Below are 17,419 nucleotides of genomic sequence, written 5' to 3' on the forward strand. Positions count from 1 at the left end.
GTCAGCGCCCTCGCGGACATTCGGACTCGCAAGCCCTCTGGGAGGTTCCATGTCATACGCGATCCAGGCAGAAGGCCTGGTCAAACGCTTCGGCTCCACCACCGCGCTGGCCGGGGTCGACCTCGCCGCGCCCGCCGGGACGATTCTCGGCGTGCTCGGCCCGAACGGCGCGGGCAAGACCACCGCGGTGCGCGTCCTGGCCACCCTGCTGCGGCCGGACGCCGGGACCGCCACCGTCGCGGGCTACGACGTGCTCCGCCAACCGGTGGCGGTGCGCAGCCGCATCGGGTTGACCGGCCAGTACGCCTCGGTCGACGAGGAGCTGACCGGGGTGGAGAACCTGGTGCTGATCGGCCGCCTGCTGGAGATGCCGCGAGGCGACGCGAAGGCGCGCGCCGCCGAACTGCTGGAGCGCTTCGACCTGACCGACGCGGGCGGACGCGCGATCAAGACCTACTCCGGCGGGATGCGCCGCCGCCTGGACCTGGCGGCCAGCCTGGTGGGCCGTCCCGAAATCCTCTACCTGGACGAGCCGACCACCGGGCTGGACCCGCGCAGCCGCAACCAGGTCTGGGACATGGTCCGCGGCCTGACCGGCGAAGGCGTGACGGTGCTGCTGACCACCCAGTACCTGGAGGAGGCCGATCAGCTGGCGGACCGGATCAGCGTGATCGACCACGGCCGGGTCGTGGCGGACGGCCGCGCCGACGAGCTCAAGCGCCGGACCGGCGGGCAGACCCTCCAGGTGCGCCCGACCGACCTGGCGGACGTGCCCGCGGTGCGCCGGATCCTGGCCGAGCTGACCGGCGCCGAACCGGCCACGAACGACGAGAGCGGCCTGCTCACCGCGCCGGTGGACGACCCGGTGCTGCTGTCCACCCTGGTGCGCCGCCTGGACGACGCGTCGATCACCGCCGACGAGCTCGCGCTCCGGCTACCGAGCCTGGACGAGGTCTTCCTGGCCATCACCGGCAAACCCACCGAGGAGGCGGCGTGACTGCAACGTTGGAACGTACGCCCGCCGCGCCGGCGGCGGCGCCGGAGCACATCGGCCCGGTCCGGGCGATTCGGCAGGGGTTGACGCTGGCCGGGCGGAGCGTCCTGAAGATCCGGAAGTCGCCCGAGGGCCTGGTCGACGTCACCATCCAGCCGATCCTGTTCCTGGTCATGTTCGTGTACCTCTTCGGCGGCGCGATCGCCGGGGACACCGCCTCCTACCTGCAGGTCACGCTGCCCGGGGTGATGGCCATGAACATGGTCTTCGCCAGCCTCGGCACCGGGATCGCGCTCAACACCGACATCAACAAGGGCGTCTTCGACCGGTTCCGCAGCTTGCCGGTGGCGCGGTCGGCGCCGCTGATCGGCGCGGTGCTCGGTGACGTCGTGCGCTACCTGGTGTCGTTGGCGGTGCTGCTGGTGTTCGCCGCAATCATGGGCTTCCGGGTCCAGACCGATCCGCTGTCCGCGCTGCTCGCCGTCGTGGTGGTGATCGCCTTCGCGCTGTCGATGTGCTGGATCTCGGTGTTCCTCGGGATGCTGATCAAGAACCAGCAGGCGCTGCCCGGTGTGGCGATGGCGTTCATGTTCCCGCTCACCATGGGCAGCAACGTGTTCGTGCCGACCGAGACCATGCCGGGCTGGTTGCAGGCGTGGGTGGGGATCAACCCGGTCACGCAGCTCGCGGACACCGCGCGCGGCCTGATGATCGGTGGGCCGGTCGCCGGCCCGCTGACGGCCACCCTGGTCTGGTTGGTGGCGATCGTGGCGGTGTTCTTCCCGCTGGCGATGTGGGCCTACCGGCGCCGGGTGTGAGACGTCCTCGTGAGTGGCGATGGTGGTTCTTGCGACCATCGCCACTCACGAGGCAAGTGCAGCGCGCAGCTCCTCGAACGCGGCTTCGCGGGAGAGCGACGCGCCTCTGTCGCGCGCCGCGCTGTGGTTCTCACCCAAGGCGTGCAGCAGGTCTCGGACTTCCGGATCTCCTTCGTCGAGCTGGCCGCGCAGCGCGATCGCGATGCCGAGCAGGCGCGCCGCCGACTCCGGCCGCTCCTGGGTGAACTCCAGGCACGCTACCTGCTCGGCGATGCCGGCGGTCATCGGCATGTCGCGGATGTCCATGCCGAGGACCAGCGCTCGGGCCAGCGCCGCCCGCGCGGCGTCGAACCGGCCTTCGGCAGCGCACAACCGGGCTTCGCAGATCTCCGCGAGCTGCCGCAGGGGATGCGGGGTCATGTTCGCGTCGCTGATGATCTCGCGCATCTCGGCCAGGTACTTCCAAGCCTCGGCGTGGTTCCCGGCGAAGCGGGCCACCTCGACCAGCCCGCTCAGCGCGCCGATGCGGTGGTGCGGGAAGACGTTCCGGCCGAGTTCGTCGGCTCGGAGCAGCTCCGCTTCCGCGCCCTCGGCGTCGCCCGCGCGCAACAGCTCGAGGCCGACCCGCGCCTTCGTGGACACCAGGTCGTCGGTGCTGCGCAGCTCGCGCAGGGTGGCGGCGGATTCCTGCAACGCCTCGATCGCGCCCTCGTGGTCGCCGCGCCGGGAACGCAGATCGGCCAGGCTGTGGATCGTGCTCGCCGTGCCCCACCGGTCACCGATCGCGCGGAACTCGGCCAGCGCGGCCAGCATGTCCTTCTCCGCCGCCCCGGGATTGCCGGAGTGCTCGAAACCCCAGGACCGGCTGAACAGGCCGGCCGCGCGCGCCCACCGGGCCGGGTTCTGCAACGCCACCTCGACCGCTCTGTCCATTTCGGACTGTTCGCCGCTGAACATCCAGGCCGCCGGTTCCATCACCGCCACGTACAGGTACCGGGACTGCGCGCCGGTGTCGCGGACCGCGGTCACCGCGGCGCGCAGGCGGGTGGACCAGTCCTGGTCGTCGGAGACCATCTGCCGCATCAGCTCGACCACCGCCCGGCTCTCCGGTGGGGCCGAGCCCGGCAGTTCGAGGACCGCGTTCAACCGAGCGTTGAGCTCCTCGTGCTGCGCCGCCATCGACCAGTACCAGCACAGCGCCGCCACCAGCCTGATCCCGCGGTCCGCGTCACCGGACGAGATCGCCCGGTGCAGGGCAGCGATGATGTTGTCGTGGTCGGCGTCCAGCCGGTCCATCCAGTCGATCTGGTCCGCGCCGTGCAGGTTCGGCGCGGCGCTCTCGGCGAAATCGACGTAGTGCGCCGCGTGCGAGATCTGAAGCGCGTCCCGCTCCCCCGCGGCATCGAGCTGCTCGGCGCAGAACGCGCGCACCGTCTCCAGCATCCGGTAGCGCATCCCCAGGCCCGAATCCACCGCCTCCACCAGGGATTTCTCCACCAGAGACAGGAGCACGTAGAACGCGTCGCCGCTGGTGAGCTCGGCATCGGCGCACACCCCGGAGATCGCCTCCGGCGTGGCGCTGCCGGCGAACACCGACATCCGCCGGGCCAGCGTCCGCTCCTGCTCGGTGAGCAGGTCCCAACTCCACTCCACGACCGCGCGCAGCGTCCGGTGGCGGGGCATCGAGGTGCGGTTCCCGTTGGTGAGCAAGCGGAACCGGTCGTCCAACCGGTCGGCGATCTGCCGCGCGCTCATCGCCCGCAGCCGCGCCGCGGCGAGTTCGATCGCCAGCGGCATGCCGTCCAGCCGGCGGCAGATCTCCACCACGTCACCGATGTTGTCCTCGTCCAGCGAGAACCCGGGGCGCGCGGATGCCGCCCGGTCCGCGAAGAGCCGCACTGCCGCGGATTCCCTTGCTGCGGCAGCAGATTCCGGCAGCTCCAGCGGTCCGACGGGCAGCAGCGTCTCCCCGGCCACCGCGAGCGGTTCCCGGCTAGTGGCCAGCACCCGGAGCTGCGGCGACCAGCCGAGGACTTCCTGGGCGAACTCGGCGACGGAGCCGATCACGTGCTCGCAGTTGTCCAGCACCAGCAACGTCGGTTCCGCCGCGAGCAGCTCCTTCACCCGGCTCAAGGCGTGCGTCTTCGGCGCCTCCAGCAGCCGGTTCTCGCGGACGCCCAGCGCGGTCAACACAGCAGCGGTCAAGTCCTGGTCGTCGCGCAGCGGCGCGAGCTCCACGAACCACACCCGCCGATCCTGCGTGCCGGCCGCGGTTTCCGCCGCCAACCGGGTCTTCCCCGCACCGCCCGGCCCGAACAGCGTGACCAACCGCGAGTCGGCGAGTTCCGCCCGCGTGCGCTCGACCTCGCGCTCGCGGCCGACGAAACTGCTCAACCGAGTTGGCAGCGCGGCCGGGTGCGACGTCCGGCGCGGCATCAGCGAAGGATCGCCGCGCAGCACCGCGAGCTGCAGGTCCTTCAACTCCTGCGACGGCTCCACGCCGAACTCGTCGTCCAGCCGACGGCGCAACTCCTCGAACGCCGCGAGCGCATCCGGTTGCCGCCCGCACGCGTAGAGCGCTCGGATCCGCAGCGAGGTGAGCCGCTCGCGCAGCGGATGACGTGCGCACAGACCTTGCAGCTCGGGCACCAGATCGACCTGCCGACCAGCGCGCAGATCCGCCTCGACCCGGTCTTCGAGCGCCGTGAGCCGCAACTCGTCCAGCCGCGCCACCTGCGCTTCCGCGAACGGCGCGTCGAGGAAGTCGGCGAGCGCACCGCCGCGCCACAGCGCCAGCGCCTCGCGGAGCGTCGCAGCGGCAGCGTCGACGCGATCATCGCGGAGCAGGCGGCGGCCTTCGGCCGCGAGCCGCGCGAAGCGGTCGGCGTCGACGTCGTCGGGATCGACCAGGAGGGCGTAGCCCGACGGGTCGGAGCGCACCTGCAGGGAGCCGTCGAGCGCGCGGCGCGCGCGGGAGACGAGCGACTGGAGCGCGTTGAGCGCGCCGGCCGGCTGGGCGGAGCCCCAGAGGTCGGCGATGAGCACCTCGGTGGCGACGGTGCGGCCGGCTTCGAGCGCGAGCCGTGCGAGCAGCGTGCGCACCCGGAGGCCGCCGACGTCGACCGTCCGGCCGTCGGAGGTGTTCAGCCGGAATGGCCCCAGGAGCGCGACACGCACCCGCCCAGCTTCTCAAAAACCCCTGACCCGGTGCTCGGGAATATCAAGAGCTCGTGAGTGCGTAACAGTGTTCGAACACTGTTACGCACTCACGACCGACTTCAGCGCCCGTTCCTGCGCAGCACGGAGACTGCGCTGGCTGTGGCGTACCCGCGCCACTCCAGGGACGCGGCGTCCGAGTAGCTGGTGAAGTCCACCGCCCACCCGCCGTCCTGGAGCTGCCCCCGCTCCAGCCGGTCGAGGTCCGCGGAGACCGCTTCGGGGTCGAGCAGGTCGCGGACCGGGCGTCCGGGTTCGGGCGCGTAGTCGAGGAGGTGGAGCGTCTCGCCCTCCGCTCCGCCGACGACGGCGACCGCTCCGTCGGCCGGGACGAACCGACCGAGGTGGTCGAGCAGTTCGCGGGCCTCCGGGTGGGTCTCGGAGACGATGTCGAGGAGCTGGAGCGCGAAGGAGAGGACGTAGGCGAAGGGGGCCTCGTCGATCCGCCGGACCGCGTCGAAGCAGTACCGCATCGCCGTTTTCAGCCACGGGTGGTCGCGGATGGACTCGTCCCAGCGCGCGGCGCGGTGCGCCTGAGCCGCCACCGCGGCGGTGATCTGCAGCGACGACTCCGCCGGGTCCGCCTGGACCCAGAACGGAGCGCACGCTGCGGGGTCGCTGATCGGCAGCGCGAAGGGCAGGCCGCCGTCGGCGAGCGTCACCGCGTTCAGCCAGTCGAGGAGCGCCGTGGTGTGCGGGGAGCCCGCTTCAGCGTCCGCGAGCGCTTCGAACGCGTGCAACGCTCCTCCGGGCTGGCTCTCCGGCGCGCGGAGGTCCGGTTCGAGCCCCCATCCGTAGCCGCCGTCCGGATTCCGGTAGGCGTCCAGCCCTCGGACGATCGCCTGCCGAGCGGCATCGCCGCCGGTGGTCAGGACGTCGAAACGCCGCCGGTCGAGGATTCTCGCGTGCGAGGTCATGAACGTCCTCGCACGTCCCAGGTCGATGCTCATGCGAGGAGCCTGCTACCCGGCGGCCCGGCCCGGCTTGGACGAATCGGCCACGAGCTCAGCGGGGGTCCGCCCCGCGAGCCGCTTGGCCTCGCGGTTGAAGTGGGCCTGGTCGACGTAGCCCGCGGTCGCGGCGGCAACGCTCAACGACTGCCCCGATCGCGCGAGGTGGAGTGCGCGCTGGAAGCGGTGGATCTGCACGAGCGTCTTCGGGCCGTAGCCGAAGAGCCGGTTGCTGAGCCTGCGCAACGACCGCTCCGGGAGTCCGTGGAGGTCCGCCGTCGCTTGGACGCTCAAGCCGTCGCGAGCTGCTCGGTCCAGCGAGGCTGCGAACCGCAGGGCGGAGGAGTCCGGATCGGCCCTCGCCCACATGTCGAGGAAGACCTGCTCGAGCGCATCACCGGGGTCGGCCTCGAACGACCGGCGCTTCGGGAGCGCGACGACCTCGGACAGCTCGACCCGCTGGTCGGTCAGCTCGTGGACGGGCACGCCCAGCAGCGCGTGCGCCACACCCGGGGCGAGCTGGAGACCCCACGTCACCTCGTCCGGTCTGGTCTCCACGACCACCGCACGGGTGTCGGCCCCCGCCACCACCAGGCGGTTCCGGAACCACATCAGGTCCAGCACGCCGTCGGGGACGACCTGCTTGCGCGGGCCGTCCGGCCGCACGCGCCAGATCGTCGCCCCGGTCCGGGTGCCGCGCCGTGCCGCGTAGCTCGCCACGCCGGTCCACCTCCATCCCGAGCGCCCATCGCAGGGCCGCGCCTCCCGCGGGGATTGCGCTCGGGAGTGTCGCAGATCACCGGCCGCGTGGCCGAAGTACTCCGAACGGCTGGAATCATGGAGTGAAACGGACATATTTCCGATCACCGTTCCGCTATTGCCGCGACCCCGACACGGAGCCGCTCGAATGGATCTGACGACGCAAGCCGCCACCTCCGCCGAACCGACCGGCTTCACCGCTTGGGTGATCTCCGTGATGGAAGCGCTCGGCGGCCCCGGTGCCGGGGCCATCGTCGCGCTGGAGAACCTGTTCCCACCGATCCCGTCCGAGGTGATCCTGCCGCTGGCCGGGTTCGCAGCCAGCCAGGGCGAGATGACGATCTTCAGCGCGGTCCTGTGGACCACGCTCGGCTCGCTGATCGGCGCGCTCGCGCTCTACGGCATCGGCGCCACGCTGGGCCGCGACCGCACCCGCGCCATCGCCGCGAAGCTCCCGCTGGTCAAGATCGCCGACATCGACCGGACCGAGGCGTGGTTCGCCAAGCACGGGGTCAAGGCGGTGTTCTTCGGCCGCATGATCCCGCTGTTCCGCAGCTTCATCTCGCTACCGGCCGGCGTCGAACGCATGCGCCTGAGCACGTTCGCCCTGTTCACCACCCTCGGCAGCCTGATCTGGAACACGGTCTTCGTGATCGCGGGCTACCTCCTCGGCGAGAGCTGGTACCTCGTCGAGCAGTACGCGGGCCTCTTCTCCAAGGCGGTCCTGGTCCTGGCGGTCCTGGCGGTGATCGCCTTCGTGGCGGTCCGCATCCGCAACAACCGCCGCGAACCCGAGGCGGCGGCCGAGGAAGCCCCCACGGTCCAGTTCGCCCGGATCTCCGCAGAAGCCCCCACCGAGAAGATCCACCGCCTGCGCTGACCGGCGAAGCCCCCGACGGCATGCGGAAGGCCCCGCTCCCTGGTGGGGGCGGGGCCTTCTGCGTGCAGTCGGATCAGGCGGACTCGTCCGTGCCCTCCTGCTTCTCGTCGGAGCTCGCCGTGACGGCGACCGGCGGGGTGTCCGGGACCAGCGACGGCTTCGCCTCACCGCGGAAGGTGAAGTGGGCCTTGTCGTCGGCGCCTTCGCCATCCCAGCCCTCGACGTCCACGATCACGATCTGGCCCGGCTGGATCTCGCCGAACAGGATCTTCTCGGACAGCTTGTCCTCGATCTCCCGCTGGATCGTCCGGCGCAGCGGCCGCGCACCCAGCACCGGGTCGAACCCGCGCTTGGCCAGCAGCTTCTTCGCCCTCTCGGTCAGCTCCAGGGCCATGTCCTTGCCCTTGAGCGCCTTCTCCACGCGGCCCGACAGCAGGTCGACCATCTGGATGATCTCCTGCTCGGTGAGCTGGTGGAAGACGATGACGTCGTCGATCCGGTTCAGGAACTCCGGCCGGAAGTGCTTCTTCATCTCCTCGTGGACCTTGGACTTCATCCGCTCGTAGTTGGACTCAGCGCCCTGACCACTGGAGAAGCCGAGGCCGACGGCCTTGGAGATGTCCTGCGTGCCGAGGTTCGAGGTGAAGATCAGCACCGTGTTCTTGAAGTCCACCGTGCGGCCCTGGCCGTCGGTGAGGCGGCCGTCCTCCAACACCTGCAGCAGCGTGTTGTAGATCTCCTGGTGGGCCTTCTCGATCTCGTCGAACAGGACCACGGAGAACGGCTTGCGGCGGACCTTCTCGGTGAGCTGGCCGCCCTCCTCGTAGCCGACGTACCCGGGCGGGGCGCCGAACAGCCGCGAGGCGGTGTAGCGGTCGTGGAACTCACCCATGTCGATCTGCACGAGCGCGTCGTCGTCGCCGAACAGGAACTCTGCCAGCGCCTTGGACAGCTCGGTCTTACCGACACCGGACGGACCGGCGAAGATGAACGAACCGGACGGGCGCTTCGGGTCCTTCAGGCCGGCGCGGGTGCGGCGGATCGCCTGGGACACGGCCTTGACCGCGTCGTCCTGGCCGATGATCCGCTTGTGCAGCTCCTGCTCCATGCGGAGCAGACGGGTGGTCTCCTCCTCGGTGAGCTTGAAGACCGGGATGCCGGTCCAGTTCGCCAGCACCTCGGCGATCTGCTCGTCGTCGACCTCCGCGACGACGTCCAGGTCACCGGCCTTCCACTGCTTCTCCCGCTCCTCCTTCTGGCCGAGGAGCTGCTTCTCCTCGTCCCGCAGGCGGGCGGCCCGCTCGAAGTCCTGCGCGTCGATCGCGGACTCCTTCTCGCGGCGGACGTCGGCGATCTTCTCGTCGAACTCGCGCAGGTCCGGCGGCGCGGTCATGCGGCGGATGCGCATCCGGGCGCCGGCCTCGTCGATCAGGTCGATCGCCTTGTCCGGCAGGAAGCGGTCGTTGATGTAGCGGTCGGCCAGGCTGGCCGCGGCCACCAGCGCGGAGTCGGTGATCGACACCCGGTGGTGCGCCTCGTAGCGGTCCCGCAGACCCTTGAGGATCTCGACGGTGTGCTCCAGCGACGGCTCGCCGACCTGGATCGGCTGGAAGCGGCGCTCCAGGGCCGGGTCCTTCTCGACGTACTTGCGGTACTCCTCGAGCGTGGTCGCACCGATGGTCTGCAGCTCACCGCGGGCCAGCATCGGCTTGAGGATGCTCGCCGCGTCGATCGCGCCCTCGGCGGCGCCCGCGCCGACCAGGGTGTGGATCTCGTCGATGAACAGGATGATGTCGCCGCGGGTCTTGATCTCCTTGAGCACCTTCTTCAGGCGCTCCTCGAAGTCACCGCGGTACCGGGAGCCGGCGACCAGCGAGCCCAGGTCCAGCGTGTAGAGCTGCTTGTCCTTCAGCGTCTCGGGCACCTCGCCCTTGACGACCTTCTGGGCCAGGCCCTCCACGACGGCGGTCTTGCCGACGCCCGCCTCGCCGATGAGCACCGGGTTGTTCTTGGTGCGCCGCGAGAGGACCTGCATGATCCGCTCGATTTCCTTCTCCCGGCCGATGACCGGGTCGAGCTTGTTCTCGCGCGCGCTCTGCGTCAGGTTGCGGCCGAACTGGTCCAGCACCAGCGACGACGACGGCGTGCCCTCGCCGCGACCGCCGGCCTCCGCGGGCTCCTTGCCCTGGTAGCCGGACAGCAGCTGCAGGACCTGCTGGCGCACCCGGTTGAGGTCCGCGCCGAGCTTGACGAGCACCTGCGCGGCGACGCCCTCGCCCTCGCGGATCAGCCCGAGCAGGATGTGCTCGGTGCCGATGTAGTTGTGGCCGAGCTGCAGCGCCTCGCGCAGCGACAGCTCCAGCACCTTCTTGGCCCGCGGGGTGAACGGGATGTGTCCGCTGGGGGCCTGCTGTCCCTGGCCGATGATCTCCTCGACCTGTTGGCGCACGCCCTCCAGCGCGATCCCCAGCGACTCCAGCGCCTTGGCGGCGACACCCTCACCCTCGTGGATCAAGCCCAGGAGAATGTGCTCGGTGCCGATGTAGTTGTGGTTGAGCATCCGGGCCTCTTCTTGGGCCAGGACGACCACCCGCCTCGCGCGGTCGGTGAACCTCTCGAACATTCGCACTCCCTGACTGCTGCGCCGGCGGTCTCGTTGGCGGGACACGGCTCCTGCATCGCCGATGCCCACGACGGGTTCAGCACTCTTGAGGACCACTGTAGTAGTCCCACCCGGTCGCGGTCCGTGCCCGCTACGGCCTGCTGCCCACATTCTTGTCCGGCACCCCGACCAACGGCTCGCTGGCCTGCGGGATTCCCGTTTTCGACCGATCGGATGGATGTGTCCGCTGAGCGCGAACACGCATGTCGGAGAGCCGTCCGGCTAGCTCTCCGTAGCGGCTAGGCGGGCCGGTCGGTCTTCCCGGCACCGCGTCCACCGATCGGCACCACCATCGGGGTACCCGCCACCGGATCAGCAATCACGCGCGCGTTGAGGCCGAAGACCTCGGCCAGCAGCTGCTCGGTGAGCACGTCGGACGGGTCTCCCTCGGCGACGACGGCGCCGTCCTTCATCGCCACCAGCCGGTCGGCGTAGCGGGCGGCGAGGTTGAGGTCGTGCAGCACCATCACCACGGTGCGGCCGCTCTCGTCGTGCAGCCGGCCGACCAGCTCCAGCACGTCCACCTGGTGGGACAGGTCGAGGTAGGTGGTCGGCTCGTCGAGCAGCAGCAGGTCGGTGCCCTGGGCCAGCGCCATGGACAGCCAGGCCCGCTGCCGCTGCCCGCCGGAGAGCTCGTCCAGGGTGCGGTCGGCGAGGTCGCTGATGCCGGTCATGCCCAGCGCCTCGGCGACGGCGGACTCGTCGTCGGAAGACCACTGCCGGTACCAGGACTGGTGCGGGTGCCGCCCGCGCGCGACCAGGTCGGCGACGGTCAGGCCCTCGGGCGCGACCGGCGACTGCGGCAGCAGGCCGAGCACCTTCGCGACTTCCCGGGTCGGCATCTTGTGGATCTGCTTGCCGTCCAGTAGCACGCTGCCGCGCTGCGGCTGCAGCAGCCGTCCGAGGGCGCGCAGCAGGGTCGACTTGCCGCAGCCGTTGGGGCCGATCACCGCGGTGATCGTGCCGTCCACGACGTCGAAGTCCAGGCCGTCGGCGATGACCCGGTCGCCGTAGGCGAGCTTCAGGTCGGTGGCGTGCAGCCGCTGCCGGGACGCGGCGGCGGTCCCCTCGCTGGACGTGGCGGACGCGGTCATACCCTGTCCCGCCTCTCCGCGATTTTCAGTGGTGGTTGCGTTCGGGAGTGATCTTGCGTTTTGGGGGCTTCTCGTGGCTGGGTTGCATCACGGTCCCCTGAGGTGCGGTTGAGCAGGGCTCGGGTTGGCATAAGAGGTGTCATGCACGAACCTCCCGGTAACGACGGACGAGCAGGTAGATCAGGTACGGCGCACCCAAGATTGCGGTGACGATGCCGACGGGCAGCTCCAGGGTGCCGAACGCGGTCCGCGAGATCACGTCCGCGCCGACCACCAGCGCGGCCCCGAACACCATCGAGGCGACCAGCGGCGGGCGCGAGGAGTGCGCCAGGCGAAGCGCGATCTGCGGCGTGGCCAGCGCGACGAACTGGATCGGCCCGGCAGCCGCGGTCGCGACCGAGGCGAGCACCACCGCGGCCAGCAGCAGCAGGCCGCGCGACAGGTCCGCGCGCACGCCGAGCCCGCGCACGGTGTCGTCGTCGTACTGCAGCGCGCCGAGCGCGTGCGAACCGGCCAGGACCAGCGGGACCAGCACGACCAGCGCGATCGCCGTGGGCACCACGTGCTCCCAGCCGCGCGCGTTGAGGCTGCCGGTCAGCCACACCAGCGCCCGGCCCGCCTCGTTGACGTCGCCGACGGTCAGCAGCCAGTAGGTGGTGTTGCCGGCCAGGGCACTGACCCCGACGCCGACCAGCACCAACCGGTAGGAGTCCACGCCGCGCCGGTTGGACAGCGCGTAGACCGCCAAGCCGGTGAGCAGCCCGCCCGCGAGCGCGACGAGCGGGAGGCCGTAGTCGGCCAGCGCGCCGGCGAGGCTGCCCGCGGTGCCGCCGAGCACGATCACCACGGTCGCCGCGGTGCCCGCGCCCGCGGTGATGCCGAGCATGTCCGGGCTGGCCAGCGGGTTGCGGGCGAGGGTCTGCATGAGCGCGCCGGACAGGCCCAGCGCGGCGCCGACCAGCAGCGCGGTCAGCGACCTGGGCATCCGCAGCTCCCAGACGATGATCTGCTGCGCCCGGTCGCCGTCGCCGACCAGCGTCCGCAGCACCTCGGCCGGGCTGATCTGGTACTCGCCGAGCCCGACGTTGAGCACGAACACCGCCAGCAGCAGCACCAGCCCGCCGAGCAGCGCCACCAGCGGCCGCCAGCGCAGCACCCCGGAGAACGGGCCGAGCCGCGCCGGACGCCGCCCGGCGATCGGTCCTTCCACCACCTGGGTCACAACCGCACCATCTTCCTGCGGCGCACGAGCGCGATGAAGAACGGGGCGCCGACCATCGCCAGCATCACCCCGACCTGCACCTCGGACGGCCGCGCCACGAGGCGCCCGAGCACGTCGGCCAGCAGCACCAGCGAGGCGCCCAGCAGCCCGGCGAAGGGCAGCAGCCAGCGGTAGTCGGCACCGGTGAAGAACCTGGCCACGTGCGGCACGATCAGCCCGACGAAGCCGATCGGCCCGCAGATCGCAACCGCGCTGCCGACCAGCACCGCGATCCCCGCGATCCCGGCCCGGCGCGACCACTGCACCCGGTGCCCCAGCGAGCGGGCGACGTCCTCGCCGAGCGACAGCGCGTTCAGCCCGCTGGCGTTGGTCAGCGCCAGCACGATCCCGACCAGCACGAACGGCAGCACCTGCGGGATCACGGCGGGGTCGTTGACCGCGATCGAACCGACCTTCCAGAACCGGTAGGTGTCCATCGTCTGCTGGTCGGTGAGCACCAGCGCCGAGGTGATCGCCTGCAGCAGGAAGCTGATCGCGGTACCGGCCAGCGCCAAGGTCACCGGGGTGGGCCCGCCGCGGCCGAGCGAGCCGATCGCGAACACGGCGAGCGCGCCCAGCACCGCGCCGGCGAAGCCGAACCAGATGAAGCCGAGCAGCGTCGTGACGCCGAAGGTGTAGACGGCCAGGACCACGGCCAGCGCCGCGCCCTGGGTGATGCCGAGGATGCCGGGGTCGGCGATCGGGTTGCGGGTGTGGCCCTGCATCAGCGCCCCGGCCAGGCCCAGCGCAGCACCGGCCAGCACGCCGACGACGGTGCGCGGCACCCGGAGCTCGCGGATGATCAGGTCGTTCTCGGTGCCGGTCGGCGCGAACAGCCCGCTCCACACCTCGCCCAGCGGGATCGTCTTGGCACCGACCACAACGCTGAGCACGCAGCTGACCAGCAGGGCTGCCAGCAGGACGGCGATGCCGAGGAGCCGACGGCGGCGGCGTTCGCGCATCCGGGCACCGCCCGCGGCGGCCTGGTCGGCCGCGCGTGGACCGTCGACGGCCAAGCTGCCACTCACGTCCCGCTCCCTCGTCCCGGATCACCTGATCGGTAGTCAGGTTAGGCGCACCTAAGCTTCTAGCCCAGAGCGGGTCGAGATGTCCGCCGTCACACCGGCCGGGAGGCGGTCCGCGGGAAAAGCCCGCCGAAATGATCATCCCGCTTTTCGGCGGGATTTGCGTTGAATAGCGTTATCCGAACGCAACGAGGGGCGTTCACCCGGTGCTTTGCCGGGTAAACGCCCCTCGCGTTGCTGAGTGCGGCGCGCCGCGGAAACGAATTCGCTTCTGCGTCAGTTCGCCTGGTGGTACTGCTCGACGATGTCCGCCGGGATACGACCACGGTCGGAGACCTTCAGGCCGCGCTTGCGCGCCCATTCCCGAATGGCCTGGTTCTGCTCGCGATCAGCACTCGTGGAACCGCCGGCGGCAGCGCGCCCGCCACCAGAACCCGGACGCGGACCCGGCTTCTTGCGACCGCCCGCGCGACGCGCGTTGGAGACGTAGTTCGCCAGCGCGTCCCGCAGCTCACCGGCATTGTCCGCGGAAAGGTCGATCTGGTACGCCACACCGTCCAAACCGAACTCGACGGTTTCGTCGGCCTGACCGCCGTCCAGATCGTCGACAAGGGTGACAGTGACCTTCTGCGCCATCTTCGAAGTCCTCCCCGGAAGAGCAAAATGTGCCAGGAACGGGACAGCACGAACTGCTGGGAGCGGGAACTCCCCCGCGAGTACTCCAAAAGCCGTCACCGAAACATTCTGAGGTCAGGTTAGCGCAGCAACTCCAGCAATGCACTCATCTCAGCCGGAAAATTCGCCACCGCCACCCTGATCGGGTCATTCGGGGCGGACCAGCGGGAACAGGATCGTCTCCCGGATACCGAGGCCGGTCAACGCCATCAACAACCGGTCGATACCCATTCCGACGCCACCGCTCGGCGGCATTCCGTACTCGAGCGCGCGCAGAAAGTCCTCGTCGATCGGCATCGCCTCGTCGTCGCCGGCGGCGGCCAGCGCGGCCTGTTCCTCCAGGCGAGCGCGCTCCACCACCGGGTCGACGAGTTCCGAGTAGCCGGTGGCCAGCTCGAACCCGCGGACGTAGAGGTCCCACTTCTCCGCCATGCCCGGCTGCTCCCGGTGCTGGCGGGTCAGCGGCGAGGTCTCCACCGGGAAGTCGCGCACGAACGTGGGAGCGGTCAAATGATCGCCGACCAAGTGCTCCCACAGCTCTTCCACGAGCTTTCCGTGACCGTTCGCCGGATCGGTCTGCAATCCGTGCGAGTCGGCGTGCTTGCGCAGCACCTCGACCGGAGTTTCCGGGGTGATCTCCGAATCGAGCGCTTCGGACAGCGAGTCGTACATCCGCAAGGACGTCCACTCACCGGAGAGGTCGTACTCCGTTCCGTCGAACCAGGTGACGACCTGCGAACCGGTGACCTTCTCCGCCGCTTCCTGGATCACCGCGCGGGTCAGGTCGGCCATGTCGTTGTAATCGGCGTACGCCTGGTAGAACTCCAACATGGCGAACTCCGGGGAGTGGGAAGAATCACTCCCCTCGTTGCGGAAGTTCCGGTTGATCTCGAAAACCTTCTCGATCCCGCCGACCACGCAACGCTTCAGGTACAACTCCGGCGCGATCCGCAGGAACAGATCCATGTCGAAGGCGTTCGAATGCGTCACGAACGGACGAGCCGCGGCACCGCCCTGCAAGGTCTGCAGCATCGGGGTTTCCACCTCGATGTAACCGCGCCCTTCGAAGGAATCCCGCAACGAGCGCTGCACCGCGGCACGGGTGCGCACGGTCTCCGCGGCCTGCTTTCGGACGATCAGGTCGACATAGCGCTGCCGAACCCGCATTTCCTCGCCGAGTTCCTTGTGCATGACCGGGAGCGGGCGCAGCGACTTCGACGCCATTCGCCATTCATCGGCCATCACGGACAACTCGCCGCGGCGGGAGGTGATCACCTCGCCGCGCACGAAGACGAAGTCGCCGAGGTCCACCTCGGCCTTCCAGGTCGCCAGCGCGTCCTCGCCGACCTGCTTGAGGCTGAGCATCGCCTGCAGCTCGGTGCCGTCGCCCGCCCGCAGCGTGGCGAAGCAGAGCTTGCCGGTGTTGCGCAGGAACATCACGCGGCCGACGACGCCGACCTGCTCGCCGGTGGCGGTGTCCGGCTCCAGCCCCTGGTGGGCGGCGCGGACCTCGGCCAGGCCGTGCGTGATGGGCAAGGTCACCGGGTAGGGGTCGATTCCGGCGTCGAGCAAGCGCTCGCGCTTCTCCCGCCGGACCCGCATCTGCTCCGGCAGGTCGTCGACGCCGTCATCGCTGGTTGCCGGGGGAATGGAACGATCCTCAGTCACGAGCACCAAGGGTACGGTTCGCGGTTCTCCCCCGGATGAGGAGGGCTCGTACCGTGCCAGTTCGCGCTTTTCAGCCGAAGTTGCGGTCGTAGACCAGGCGGAGCCCCAGCAGGGTCAGGTCCGGGACGTGGTGGGTGATGGTGCTCGATTCCGCCACCACCAGCGGCGCCAGACCTCCGGTGGCCAGGACCGTGGTGGGGCCGCCGTGGGTGGCCTCGAGCTCCGCGATGATGCGGCGGACCAGGCCGTCGACCTGGCCGACGAAGCCGTAGAGGATGCCGGACTGCAGGCATTCCACGGTGTTCTTGCCGATCACCGAGCGCGGGCGGACCAGCTCCACCTTGCGCAGCTGCGCGGCGCGGGAGGCCAGCGCGTCCAGGGAGATCTCGATGCCGGGCGCGAACGCCCCGCCCAGGAACTCGCCCTTCGCCGAGATCACGTCGATGTTGGTCGACGTGCCGAAGTCGACCACCACGCAGTTCGTGGCGTGCAGGTGGTGCGCGGCGAGGGTGTTGATCACCCGGTCCGCGCCGACCTCCTTCGGGTTGTCCACCAGCAGCGGAACCCCGGTGCGCACGCCCGGTTCCACCACCACGCGCGGCACGTCGTTCCAGTACTTGGCGAGCATGACGCGCAGCTCGCGCAGCAGGGCGGGCACCGTGGACAGCGCCGCGATGCCGGTGATCCGGTCCGCGTGCTCGCCGAGCAGACCGCGCATGGTCAGCGCCATCTCGTCCGCAGTCATCCGCGGTTCGGTGCGCATCCGCCAGTCGTGGACCAGGCTCGAGGCGATGTCGGGACTCGCCGACTCCACGTCGTAGAGGCCCAGCACGATGTTCGTGTTCCCGACGTCGATGGCCAGCAGCACCGTCTCAGTCCGTTCCTTCCGGGTTCCCGGTCGATCAGTGCTCGGGCTGCTGCAGGAGGGCGTCGAGCTTGGCCGCGTCGTCGGTCTCGGCGGGCGCCTCCGCCGGAACCGCCGCGCTGATCAGGCCGGAGCCCTCCGGTGCGACGCCCGGCTGGTCGCCGGACTCGAGGATCTTGTTGTCGGCGTCCACGAAGATCACCTTCGGCCGGATCGAGCGCGCTTCCAGCTCGTCCATCACGCCGTAGGAGATCAGGATCACGAGGTCACCGGGCTCGATCAGGTGCGCGGCGGCGCCGTTGATGCCGATCACGCCGGACCCGCGCTCACCGGTGATCACGTAGGTCTCCAGGCGGGCGCCGTTGGTGACGTCCACGATCGCCACCTGCTCGCCCTCGAGCAGGTCGGCGGCGTCCATCAGGTCGGCGTCCACGGTCACCGAGCCGACGTAGTGCAGGTCGGCCTGGGTCACCGTGGCGCGGTGGATCTTGGACTTCAACATGGTGCGGAACATCGCAGAACCTCCTACTGCCGATACCGCATCGTCCCGAC

General features: G+C 70.1%; 14 protein-coding genes. 3 read left to right on the plus strand and 11 right to left on the minus strand.

Features of this window, described 5'->3' with window-relative positions:
- Positions 1-49: 49 nt before the first annotated feature.
- Complete coding sequence (locus tag OU415_RS04925; RefSeq protein ID WP_270947342.1) at positions 50-997, plus strand: ATP-binding cassette domain-containing protein; 948 nt, start codon at positions 50-52, stop codon at positions 995-997.
- The gene (locus tag OU415_RS04930) at positions 994-1,812 is read left to right on the plus strand and encodes an ABC transporter permease (RefSeq protein WP_270947343.1); all 819 of its coding nucleotides are present in this window, start codon (positions 994-996) and stop codon (positions 1,810-1,812) included. Before OU415_RS04925 ends, OU415_RS04930 begins: the two co-directional genes overlap by 4 nt.
- A 45-nt stretch (positions 1,813-1,857) precedes the next feature.
- Here the strand turns inward: OU415_RS04930 and OU415_RS04935 are convergent, their stop codons facing one another.
- The 3 genes from OU415_RS04935 to OU415_RS04945 form a co-directional block, all read right to left on the minus strand.
- Positions 1,858-4,989: a BTAD domain-containing putative transcriptional regulator gene (locus OU415_RS04935; protein ID WP_270947344.1), complete on the minus strand. Its 3,132-nt coding sequence runs from the start codon at positions 4,987-4,989 to the stop codon at positions 1,858-1,860.
- A gap of 101 nt (positions 4,990-5,090) precedes the next feature.
- Positions 5,091-5,978, minus strand: coding sequence for a hypothetical protein (locus OU415_RS04940; protein WP_270947345.1), 888 nt, complete (start codon positions 5,976-5,978; stop codon positions 5,091-5,093).
- A gap of 12 nt (positions 5,979-5,990) precedes the next feature.
- The gene (locus OU415_RS04945; RefSeq protein WP_270947346.1) at positions 5,991-6,698 is read right to left on the minus strand and encodes a helix-turn-helix domain-containing protein; all 708 of its coding nucleotides are present in this window, start codon (positions 6,696-6,698) and stop codon (positions 5,991-5,993) included.
- Positions 6,699-6,885: 187 nt separating this feature from the next.
- On the opposite strand from OU415_RS04945, the gene OU415_RS04950 reads away from it, so the two are divergent.
- The gene (locus OU415_RS04950) at positions 6,886-7,617 is read left to right on the plus strand and encodes a DedA family protein (RefSeq protein ID WP_270947347.1); all 732 of its coding nucleotides are present in this window, start codon (positions 6,886-6,888) and stop codon (positions 7,615-7,617) included.
- A gap of 73 nt (positions 7,618-7,690) precedes the next feature.
- On the opposite strand, the gene OU415_RS04955 is transcribed toward OU415_RS04950, so the two are convergent.
- From OU415_RS04955 to panD, 8 genes are all read right to left on the minus strand, one after another.
- A complete protein-coding gene (locus OU415_RS04955) occupies positions 7,691-10,240 on the minus strand; it encodes an ATP-dependent Clp protease ATP-binding subunit (protein ID WP_270947348.1) in 2,550 nt (849 codons plus the stop codon).
- A gap of 278 nt (positions 10,241-10,518) precedes the next feature.
- Positions 10,519-11,373 carry an ABC transporter ATP-binding protein gene (locus tag OU415_RS04960; protein ID WP_270947349.1) on the minus strand — a complete coding sequence of 285 codons (855 nt, stop codon included), beginning with the start codon at positions 11,371-11,373 and terminating at the stop codon, positions 10,519-10,521.
- Between the two features lie 139 nt (positions 11,374-11,512).
- On the minus strand, positions 11,513-12,595 hold the full coding sequence (locus OU415_RS04965; protein ID WP_270947351.1) for a FecCD family ABC transporter permease: 1,083 nt from the start codon (positions 12,593-12,595) through the stop codon (positions 11,513-11,515).
- Positions 12,592-13,662, minus strand: a complete 1,071-nt coding sequence (locus OU415_RS04970; protein ID WP_270947352.1) for a FecCD family ABC transporter permease — start codon at positions 13,660-13,662, stop codon at positions 12,592-12,594. Before OU415_RS04970 ends, OU415_RS04965 begins: the two co-directional genes overlap by 4 nt.
- A gap of 273 nt (positions 13,663-13,935) precedes the next feature.
- Entirely contained in the window at positions 13,936-14,295 is a 360-nt protein-coding gene (locus OU415_RS04975) for a histone-like nucleoid-structuring protein Lsr2 (RefSeq protein ID WP_270947353.1), read from the minus strand.
- A 186-nt stretch (positions 14,296-14,481) separates the two neighbouring features.
- Positions 14,482-15,936: a lysine--tRNA ligase gene (gene lysS / locus OU415_RS04980; protein ID WP_408641791.1), complete on the minus strand. Its 1,455-nt coding sequence runs from the start codon at positions 15,934-15,936 to the stop codon at positions 14,482-14,484.
- A 136-nt stretch (positions 15,937-16,072) separates the two neighbouring features.
- A complete protein-coding gene (locus OU415_RS04985) occupies positions 16,073-16,870 on the minus strand; it encodes a type III pantothenate kinase (protein ID WP_270947355.1) in 798 nt (265 codons plus the stop codon).
- A 34-nt stretch (positions 16,871-16,904) separates the two neighbouring features.
- Positions 16,905-17,381 carry an aspartate 1-decarboxylase gene (gene panD / locus OU415_RS04990; RefSeq protein WP_270947356.1) on the minus strand — a complete coding sequence of 159 codons (477 nt, stop codon included), beginning with the start codon at positions 17,379-17,381 and terminating at the stop codon, positions 16,905-16,907.
- Between the last annotated feature and the right edge of the window lie 38 nt (positions 17,382-17,419).

The organism is Saccharopolyspora oryzae, assembly GCF_027853915.1.
GTDB lineage: Bacteria > Actinomycetota > Actinomycetes > Mycobacteriales > Pseudonocardiaceae > Saccharopolyspora > Saccharopolyspora oryzae.